Genomic DNA, 9,383 nt, shown 5'->3' with positions numbered 1-9,383 from the left:
CGAACGTTAAGCCTTCCAGCGTCGATGGTACTTGGACCGAAGGGTCCTGGGAGAGTAGAACGTCGCCAAGCGAATCAAAGCACTCACTTAGTGGGTGCTTTTTTGTTTTATTTGCACCCAGTCAAAGGCATATTTTACGGCAAAGCATTATATCGTCATTGATCTGCCGCTCATTTCGATAAGTTCAAGAGCAAGCCTCTTAACCATTTTCCGTACATAAGAATACAAAGCATCCATCTTGGTCAAAATGACGGAGATGGATGCTTAGTTTTTTGCCAGGGATATCCCTGAGCATCACCATGATTGACGAAGCATGAACAAATCACGCAGCTCATCATTCGACAGCTCGGTAATCCAATTTTCTGAAGTAGAAATAACGTTCTCGCTCAAGCTCATCTTGCTCTCGAGCATCTCATCGATCTTTTCCTCCAGAGTGCCGAGGGAAATGAATTTATGCACTTGGACATTGCGCTTTTGTCCCATCCGGTATGCACGGTCGGTTGCCTGATTCTCCACGGCCGGGTTCCACCAACGGTCGAAATGGAATACGTGATTGGCCGCCGTCAGGTTGAGGCCGACGCCGCCGGCTTTTAAAGACAAAATAAAGATGCCGGGTCCCGACCCGTCTGCAGCTTGGAATTGATCGATCATTTTATCCCGATCCGCCTTGGAGGTGCTGCCGTTCAGGTACAGAACAGGTTCGCCCCGATGCGTCCGCAGCACGTCGGCCAGCATGCGGCCCATGCCTACGTACTGGGTGAAGATCAGGCAGGAGTCGCCTTCGTCCCGAAGCTCGTCGACCATGGCAACAAGCCGTTCCAGCTTCGCGGAACGCGTAATGAACGCTTCGCGATGCTCCTCGGATAGCAGCACCTCTTCAGATAATCCAGTTTCCTTGGTTAACAGAACAGGATGGTCGCATAGCTGCTTAAGCTGAGTTAAGGCTCCTAGGATGGCTCCTTTTCGTTCGATTCCTTCCAGGTTCTTCATACGTTCCATAAGATCCTTCACGGCCTGCTCATAAAGCGCGCCTTGCTCGGGGGTGAGGTTAATATACACCTTCATCTCGAGTTTCTCCGGCAGATCCAGCTGGATGGCGGGATCGTTCTTTTTGCGGCGGAGCATGAACGGCTTCACCAGCTTTTGAAGCTGCTGGGTTCGTACTTCGTCATGATGCTTCTCGATCGGATTGGCGAAGCGATGCTGGAACCCGCGTGAATTCCCCAGATAGCCTGGGTTAAGGAAGTCGTAGATCGACCACAGCTCGGATAAGCGATTTTCAATCGGTGTACCTGTTAGTGCAATACGATGCTGCGCTTTCAGGGAGCGAACAGCGGCGGATTGTTTGTTTTGCGCATTTTTAATATTTTGCGCCTCATCCAGACACAGAGAGCTCCATTGCACTTCTTGAAGCACCTCCTGGTCCAGAAGTGCCGTTGTATAAGAAGTAAGCACAACGTCTGCATCCTGCAATGCGGCATGGAACGCCTCACCGCTTAAGCGGCCTTTGCCGTAGTGGACCTGCACGTTTAATTCGGGTGCAAAGCGGGCTATTTCCTTCTGCCAGTTGCCAAGCACGGAGATGGGGCAGATAAGCAGCGCAGGAGCTTCCGACTCTTCTTTATGGTGCAGCAAGTAGGTAATGAACTGTATCGTTTTGCCGAGGCCCATATCATCGGCCAGGCAGGCGCCTAACCCAAGCTTTCGAAGAAAGCTCAGCCAGGTGAAGCCTTCACGCTGATAGCTCCGGAGCTCAGCCCGCAGTCCCTCTGGCACCGGAAGCTCTGTCAGCTCCGAAGGCTGCCCAAGCTGTCGAACCAGCGCTAATAGATGGGAGTTCAGCTCAATCTCCATCTGGATTCGCTCTTCTTCGTTCTCCTCATCTGCTTCGACATTCCGCCGCCCTTCAGAAGAACGCTCCCCTTGTCCCACCTCGCTTAAGAGGTGAAGCTGAAGGACATCCTGCAGGGACAAGCCTTCTTCCGGATCCATGCTTTCCATAATTCTTCGGATCTGCTCTAGAAGCGCAGGATCCAGGTAGACCCATTCGCCGCGGAAGCGGATCAGCCGTTCCTTGCGGCTTAACAGCTCGGCGAACTCCGCTTCGTTGAGGTCAGCGTTGCCGATAGCTATGCGCCAATCGAAGTCGACGAGGGCGTTCAGCCCGAACAGCGACTGGCCTCTGCCGCCCGCCTCGGCGGAGACCTGCGCACGCAGCCGGGGCTTGCGCTTGGAGGCTGCTTCCCACCATCCGGGAAGCATGACATTCCAGCCGTCGCTCAGCAGCTCGCGGCTGTCCGTGGTTAGAAACCGCCAAGCGGCTTCGTCACTCAGCGGCTCTGCGAAGAGCTCGCTGCCGGTAGTTGCGCTTGGAAGCGCCGCGGCCAGTCTGGCCGCCCACCCGGGAGAGCGCTCCCGGATATAGGGGCTCCATTCACTGGCCCAGGTCCCGAAGGCTTGTCCGTCCAAGGTCAAGCGGATAGGGACAAGCACGGTGTTGTCGCTTTTGTCCTGCAGCACGAGCCTGAGCTGCCAATCGTACTGCTCTTCGTCCGGCTCCAGCAGTTGAAGCGCAGGACGAAAGGGGGCCATATCCGGCTTCCAGCCCAAGGAGGCAAGCCACTCCTCCTCTGTAAATGCGGCAGCCGAAACTGCCGCTGCCGAATCACGCCCCTTGAACAAGGCGGGATAATCCCGGCGCAAGTCGGCCATGGCGGCTTCGCTGACATAATGCTGCGCAGAGACGGCTGCAGAAAAAGCAGAACGAAGACCCGATAGCTCCTCTCCCGAGGTATCAAGGCTTTTTAACGAATCCCAATCGAGCTCCTTCAGCTCCTCCGATCCAAAATCCCATGTCCACTGCAGCTTTCCGCTGCGGAACGAGCTGTAGCTAGGCACAAATCGTCCTTCTATCGCTTCTCTTAATAGAATGGGGGCTGCCTGTAGCAAGCTATTGACGGCATCATTGCCACCCTCCCACCTAAGGATGCCGATAAATTTCGGCTCGGTGAAAAACTCCAGCACCATTTCCGCAGGAAGGACCGTCACTGTAAGCTCACCAGCTTGCTGCAGCTCCAGAGTCGTTCCGTAATAGGACGGTTCGTGCCAAGCAAACAACAGCTTGCGGAATCGATTGCCGGGAACGTCATGGCCATTTTGCTGACCCCATAGCAGCGCATCTCCGCTATCCGTTAATAGTACATGCAACGTCATGTCATACAGTTGTGTGATCATTCCAGCAGCTTTCCTTTCTTCATTTCCTCCTGCAGCGCCCGCAGCCGGCTATGCCGTTCAAGAAAACCGCCAAAAAAACGGTCCCAGCGATCGACCTGCTTCATTTTTTTGTACACCTTCTCCAGCCGTTTCAGCAATTTGACCGCTAATTTGTAATCGTGGCGATTTTTTTGGGCAACATACTGCTCGATCGCTTGATGGTAATAAGGCAGAAGGAGCTCCGGCTCTTCTTTCTCGATAGGCTGCAATACGCTGACTCGATGATAATGAGGGTCATGTCCTTGAACCAGCTGAAGCTCCAGCCAAGGCTTCCATTTCCGCTGTTCGTATAACAAATCCTCCATAATGGATATCGAGTGAGGCAGCATTTCTTCCAGTACAGGCCACAGGTGCTTTTCGGCTTCCGGAACATGGGAGATGGCTGTCTTCCAGATGGAGATATAGAGATCTTGTTCCTTGCTTTGCAGGCCGTAAAAGTACGGAGCAGTTCGGATTAGCCACTCTACCAGGGCGTCCAGTTCACGGACTTTCAAAAGATGGTAGAGGAAGGGGAAAAACAGACTCGACGGCGCCTTTTTTATGGTTTGGATTTCTTCGATAGTCTTCCATGCTTCTTTCGTTTGAGATTGCTGAAGCAGCAGGTAGGCTTTGACCGCTAGCAAATACAATGCACTGGAATGAGCAGGCTGCTCCTCCAGGCTGTTTAATTCTTCAGATGCCCATACTTCAGCTTCAGGCGAACGACCGGCCGCGCATTCCCATAATCTCGTATAGATTCTGAATTCCGGCTCATGTTGATGATTATCCTCAAGCATCTGCTGTCTTAAGTAAGCCAGCGTTTCTTTAAGCCGCTCCCGATTGAGGGTGAAGTCGACCAAAGCGGACTGCTCCTGCAGCCAGGCCAGTATTTTATCGGAATGGCGGTATAACGCAAAAGAAGTATAATAATTTACATTATTTTTGATGGTTTGTTCTTTCATTTTTCGCAAAATAAACAGCTCTCGGTGCAGTTCAAAATACATTCGATCCGTATCCGAAAAGGGGACAGTGTCCAAACGAATCGTTTGCAGCTGGTTACTCAGCATGTCCGAATACATCCCCAAATCATAAGACGGCGTCACATGGGACGTCAGCTGATTCATCATTTCATGCCAGCCACTAATCTTCATACCCGGCAAATTGGCAAGCAGCGTCTCGGGAGTAGGAGTGGCTTTGATTCGTTTGATGTGGTGCTTGGCATTCACAATTTGCGAGGCAGGGTAACCTAGCCGATCCGCGAGCTCCATCATGACGGCCGCCTGGTGCTTGCACGTATCTTGAACCGGACATGTACAGGAGTTGGACGAAAAATGATTTAAATGCAAAGTCACCTTGTACTCCTCCGAGCCCGAGCCGGATACCCAAGCTTGAATCACCCGATCCTCGGAAGCGATCATCCTGACGATGCGCTGTTGTTTAAAATAGGTAAATCCTCGACTAAGCGTGACTTCGTTGAAGCTCTTGGCTACTTGTTCCAGCAGCAGCAGCCACTGCTCATCGTTTAATGCAGTAAACAAGCTCATAGCAAAGCTCCTTGCTTCTCATAAAAGAATAGTATCTACCTATTATAAAACGACGGAGGAACAAATACGATATGTTCATGCTCCTGCCGCCAAAAGATCCACTTCCTTACCCAAAAAAATAGCCCTCACGATATTCGTGCGGGCGCGGGTTGTTAAGATAACTATGTTTAAAGTGAGATATGCTATGAAGGAGGTGGGGTATTCCTCGGAGGAGTTTACGTCCACCTTTGAAAACCGTGAAAATACCACTAAGTCTAATCAAAATTCACGGATTTCAACAGTGGCTGGAGGGGAATACCCCATCGGCATAGTTGCATATTGAACACGTTTTAGGTATCGCAACAAACAAGCCCCCACGAAAACTCGTGAGGGCATCACATCTACTCCAGATTAGCATGACGGCCAAACATCGTACCGGAGCTTAAGCCTTGCTTTTCCATGATTTTAAGGATAACGGCGTCGCAAAAAACTAACAGCGTTTGTTCGAACAAGGCCCCCATCGGTTGAATGGTTTGAGCAGTATAGCTGGATTGATCCTTCGGTGCTCCGGGCAGCTTCACAGTCAGCTCAGCCAGTTTTCCCATAGTAGACTCAGGAAAAATGGTGACAACAGCGACGGACCCGCCCAAGCTTTTCGCTTTCTCGGCCACAGGCACTAAGCTTCGAGTTTCCCCGGAGCCAGATCCTATGATTAGCGTATCTGACGCCTCCATGTTGGGAGTGACCGTCTCTCCTACGACATACGCTTCGGTCCCCATTTGCATCAACCGCATAGCGAAGGCTCGCATCATGAGTCCGGACCGGCCCGCGCCCGCGACGAATACTTTCTTCGATCGAAGAATACGATCGGCCAGTTGCTCGACTTGCTCTTCGGAGATTAAGTCCACCGAACGGCTCAATTCTTTGCTTATCGTATTTAAAGGTGCCGTCTGTATCATAGACATTACCCTTGCTTGATCAGCTTTTGCATTTCAGCTGCAACGGCCTGTTTATTGTCTTCCCCGGTAATTCCGCCGCCTACGATGATTAGATCCGGCTGAGCTTGAATAACCTCTGGCAATGTGCTTAATTTAATGCCGCCGGCGACAGCTGTTTTGGCATTTTTAACTACAGCTTTAATGGTACGCAAGTCCTCGAAGGAGTTTTTGCCTACGGCTTGCAGATCATAGCCTGTATGAACGCAGATGTAGTCTACGCCGAATGCGTCGACCTCTTGGGCACGCTGTGCCAAATCCTTCACGCTGATCATATCGATCAGAATTTTTTTGCCTTGTTTTTTGGCTTCTTCTACGGCGCCTTTAATCGTCATATCTTCAGCAGCTCCAAGGATGGTAACAATATCCGCGCCTGCTTCGGAAGCTTTCATGACCTCATATCCGGCAGCGTCCATGACTTTCAAATCCGCTAATACTTTAAGATGAGGAAAAGCGGCTTTGACTTCTTTTACCGCTCGAAGTCCTTCGTTAATAACAACCGGCGTGCCGATTTCTACGATATCGATGTACGGCTCCACTTCCTTCACCAGTTCAATTGCTTGCGGGATGTCAACCAAGTCTAACGCTAATTGCAGTTCCATCATAGTATCCTCCTAATATGTTTTTTATTAATAGCTTTTCTGTTATAATTTGAATTCCTTTAAAGAACTCACCTTATAGTTTGAGTGAGGTGTTTATCATATTTGTGAAGCTTGGTTTTGGACAGCAATATGGCAAGCACCCCTCTCTATGAATCGGGTTGGTTAATACAAAATACATCTTAACCCCTGTGGAGAGAATAAAGAAGAATGCACTTATTTGTGCGGTGGTACCCAAAAAGTAACTAAGCGTGGGAGGGAATCATGTCGGACCTCAGGCAGGAAATACTGGATAAGATCAAGAACGGAGATTTTAACTGCGAGAAAGAATTGACCTTAGCTATGATCAGCGGAAAATGGAAGATTGTCATTCTGTGGCATTTGGGTACGGAGGGGACCCGCCGGTTCAGTGAGCTTCAGCGGCTGTTTCCCAAAATCACGCACAAAATGCTTACGAGTCAGCTGAAGGAATTGATAGACGACGGGATTGTGCATAGGGAGGTTATTCCCGAGGTGCCCCCGAAGGTCGAATATTCCATAACGGAGCTTGGAAAGACGCTGCTACCGATCATTGAATTGATGTATGAATGGGGCAAGAAGAGAATCGCGGATATTAAAGAAAGCGAAGGAATCGCGCCATAAACCACGAGATAGCATCTAATCTTCACCTGATAAAGGAAACAGAGCGGACCCTTATCGGGATTCAACAAGGTTATCTTTCAAGAGCGATTTAGGCTGTTGAAGGATGACCTTTTTTTAGGCCGGATGGGCCTCCCCTATTTACCAATATGGTACGATAGATTTAAGAATAAGCTTAATAAGAAAGCGAGGGATCAAGCAACGATTTCCCCATACCCCAAAGAGCTCTAGGAGGCCTCTTATGCACAAACGTTACCGCCAAACCATGATCATGCTGATGCTGCTGTCCTTATTTCAAATCTACTGGTCCGCTTATACACTGCTTTTTGATAGAGGGTCTGCTATCCAGGTCATTTCCGGCATCGGACTGCTGCTGCAAAGCTTAACGGTGTTCACCGTAACGGTATTGGAATGGAGCTATTCGGAAAGCCGTTGGTTTCACAGGGCTTACATGGCGGCGACTTACATAGCGGTCGTTGGATTCGGATTATGCGCCAGCATCTTTATACAGCAAGGGATTTTCTCTATCGACAGTATGAAGGTGCTCATATCGGTTGTAACGACGCTCATCCTGATCCAAAAATACAATCTCGTTTACAGGGAATGAGGTTTGAACGCTGTTTTTCATACAGAGTCCACTTACAAAAGATTAACAATTCTTAATCAAACGCCAATTGGAAATGTTGTACAATAGGTAAAACTAACGAGCTGACATGAACAAGGGGCACATCAGGAAATCTACGTGACGTATCGTATCGCTCCTCATCCCCGTGACCGGTTCGTTGGGTTAGTTCAACTATGTGGGAGCGCAGATGGATTATGACGAAAATTATGGTTGTCGACGATGCGGCCTTTATGAGGCAGATGTTAAAGGATATGCTGAGCGCCAGTGGGTTCGAGATTGCGGCGGAAGCGGCTAACGGTGAAGAAGCGGTGCAGCTGTACAAAAAGGTAAAGCCAGATCTCGTGACGATGGATATTACGATGCCTGAGATGGATGGGATTGAGGCGCTGACGGAAATTAGAAAGCACGATCCTCTGGCCAAAGTCATTATGTGCTCCGCGATGGGGCAGCAGGGCATGGTAGTGAATGCGATTAGGGCTGGCGCCAAAGACTTCATTGTGAAGCCGTTCCAGAAGGAGCGGGTGCTGGAGGCCATCAGTAAGGTATTGATGAACTAATCTGCACTGGGAATAGGGGAGAGGACATGGATAGCTGCGTCGGGAAAAAAGTGAAGAATGATATTACGAACTCGTATGGGATGACTCTCATACCTGCGGGAACCACAATGACGGATCTTCATATGGAATTGCTAACTAAGCATAACGTAGACCCCTTATCCATAATCCTCGTATCCGAAGTGGAGGATGTATACAAGCATTCGGTTGATCAAGCGGTTCAAACCTCCGAAGAGCTGTTCCAAACGATCGGCAAATCTCAAAAAATCCCCTTGGCGGAAATTCAAGAAGAGCTCCTCCCAGTGATCCAGCAGGTGTCGGGGCACTCCAATATTTTTCGTTTGTTTCAGGTGGTTCGAGCGACGGACGAATATACGTACCAGCACAATATTGGTGTAGGCATCTTATCCACGCTAATCGGCAAATGGCTGAAGCTTCCGGAACCGGAGCTGTCCATGCTATCGCTGGCGGCTACCCTCCATGATGTTGGTAAGGTGAACGTACCGATCGAAATATTGAATAAGCCGGGCAAATTAACCGGGGAAGAATATGAGCTTATAAAAAAACATACGATTTACGGCTACCACCTTCTCAAAAATACCGAAGGCTTGGATCCGCGTATTCCGCTTATCGCGCTGCAGCATCATGAACGTAACGACGGCAAGGGCTATCCGTTAGGCCTTAAGCATGACCAGGTCGATTACTTCAGTAAAATCGTTGCGGTGGCGGATATTTTTCACGCGATGTCGTCCAAGCGGCCGTACCACGACCCTATCCCATTCCATGAAATTGTCAGCCGTATGAGAAAGGGGCTCTTCGGTGAGCTGGATCCGAACATCGTCTCCGTATTTCTGGATAATATGATCAACCGGTTGATCGGTGAAACGGTCTCGCTATCGGACGGCCGTGAAGGAGAGGTGGTGTACCTGAATCCCCACAGCAGGGAGACCCCTTTAGTCAAAGTCAATGACGAATTCGTGGATTTAAGCAAACGGTATGATATTCGAATTCAGCAGGTTAACGTATAAAAGGAGCTGGAGGTACTTTGCTCAGGAGGTACTTCAAGTCCGAACAAAGGAAAAAAACCTTTACCCTCCACCCATTCGATTTTACCGGTTACCTAACTTAATAAACGTTTACGGATAAGCCTTCATGCTCTCGGCATGGAGGTATTTTTTTTGCATTTGGAAGCTTAG

General features: G+C 49.6%; 8 protein-coding genes. 4 read left to right on the top strand and 4 right to left on the bottom strand.

Annotated features, from left to right (window positions below):
* Nucleotides 1-294: 294 nt before the first annotated feature.
* The 4 genes from ABEA66_RS09535 to hxlA form a co-directional block, all read right to left on the bottom strand.
* Nucleotides 295-3,234 carry a DEAD/DEAH box helicase gene (locus ABEA66_RS09535; RefSeq protein WP_345587373.1) on the bottom strand — a complete coding sequence of 980 codons (2,940 nt, stop codon included), beginning with the start codon at nucleotides 3,232-3,234 and terminating at the stop codon, nucleotides 295-297.
* Entirely contained in the window at nucleotides 3,231-4,796 is a 1,566-nt protein-coding gene (locus tag ABEA66_RS09530) for an SWIM zinc finger family protein (RefSeq protein WP_345587372.1), read from the bottom strand. The genes ABEA66_RS09535 and ABEA66_RS09530 overlap by 4 nt, the downstream gene beginning before the upstream one ends.
* A gap of 380 nt (nucleotides 4,797-5,176) precedes the next feature.
* Entirely contained in the window at nucleotides 5,177-5,734 is a 558-nt protein-coding gene (gene hxlB, locus ABEA66_RS09525) for a 6-phospho-3-hexuloisomerase (protein WP_345587371.1), read from the bottom strand.
* A 5-nt stretch (nucleotides 5,735-5,739) separates the two neighbouring features.
* Nucleotides 5,740-6,372, bottom strand: a complete 633-nt coding sequence (gene hxlA, locus ABEA66_RS09520; protein WP_079911949.1) for a 3-hexulose-6-phosphate synthase — start codon at nucleotides 6,370-6,372, stop codon at nucleotides 5,740-5,742.
* Nucleotides 6,373-6,633: 261 nt separating this feature from the next.
* On the opposite strand from hxlA, the gene ABEA66_RS09515 reads away from it, so the two are divergent.
* The 4 genes from ABEA66_RS09515 to ABEA66_RS09500 all read left to right on the top strand — a co-directional run bounded on the left by ABEA66_RS09515 (nucleotide 6,634) and on the right by ABEA66_RS09500 (nucleotide 9,215).
* A complete protein-coding gene (locus ABEA66_RS09515) occupies nucleotides 6,634-7,011 on the top strand; it encodes a winged helix-turn-helix transcriptional regulator (RefSeq protein ID WP_079911951.1) in 378 nt (125 codons plus the stop codon).
* Nucleotides 7,012-7,249: 238 nt separating this feature from the next.
* Nucleotides 7,250-7,615, top strand: coding sequence for a hypothetical protein (locus ABEA66_RS09510; RefSeq protein ID WP_345587370.1), 366 nt, complete (start codon nucleotides 7,250-7,252; stop codon nucleotides 7,613-7,615).
* A 212-nt stretch (nucleotides 7,616-7,827) separates the two neighbouring features.
* Nucleotides 7,828-8,190 carry a response regulator gene (locus tag ABEA66_RS09505; protein ID WP_225948369.1) on the top strand — a complete coding sequence of 121 codons (363 nt, stop codon included), beginning with the start codon at nucleotides 7,828-7,830 and terminating at the stop codon, nucleotides 8,188-8,190.
* 26 nt (nucleotides 8,191-8,216) lie between these two features.
* Entirely contained in the window at nucleotides 8,217-9,215 is a 999-nt protein-coding gene (locus ABEA66_RS09500; RefSeq protein ID WP_345587369.1) for an HD-GYP domain-containing protein, read from the top strand.
* Nucleotides 9,216-9,383 lie beyond the last annotated feature (168 nt).

The sequence above is a fragment of the Paenibacillus vulneris genome (assembly GCF_039543185.1).
Taxonomy (GTDB): Bacteria; Bacillota; Bacilli; order Paenibacillales; family NBRC-103111; genus Paenibacillus_S; species Paenibacillus_S vulneris.
This window is presented reverse-complemented; position numbering and strand designations above follow the sequence as displayed.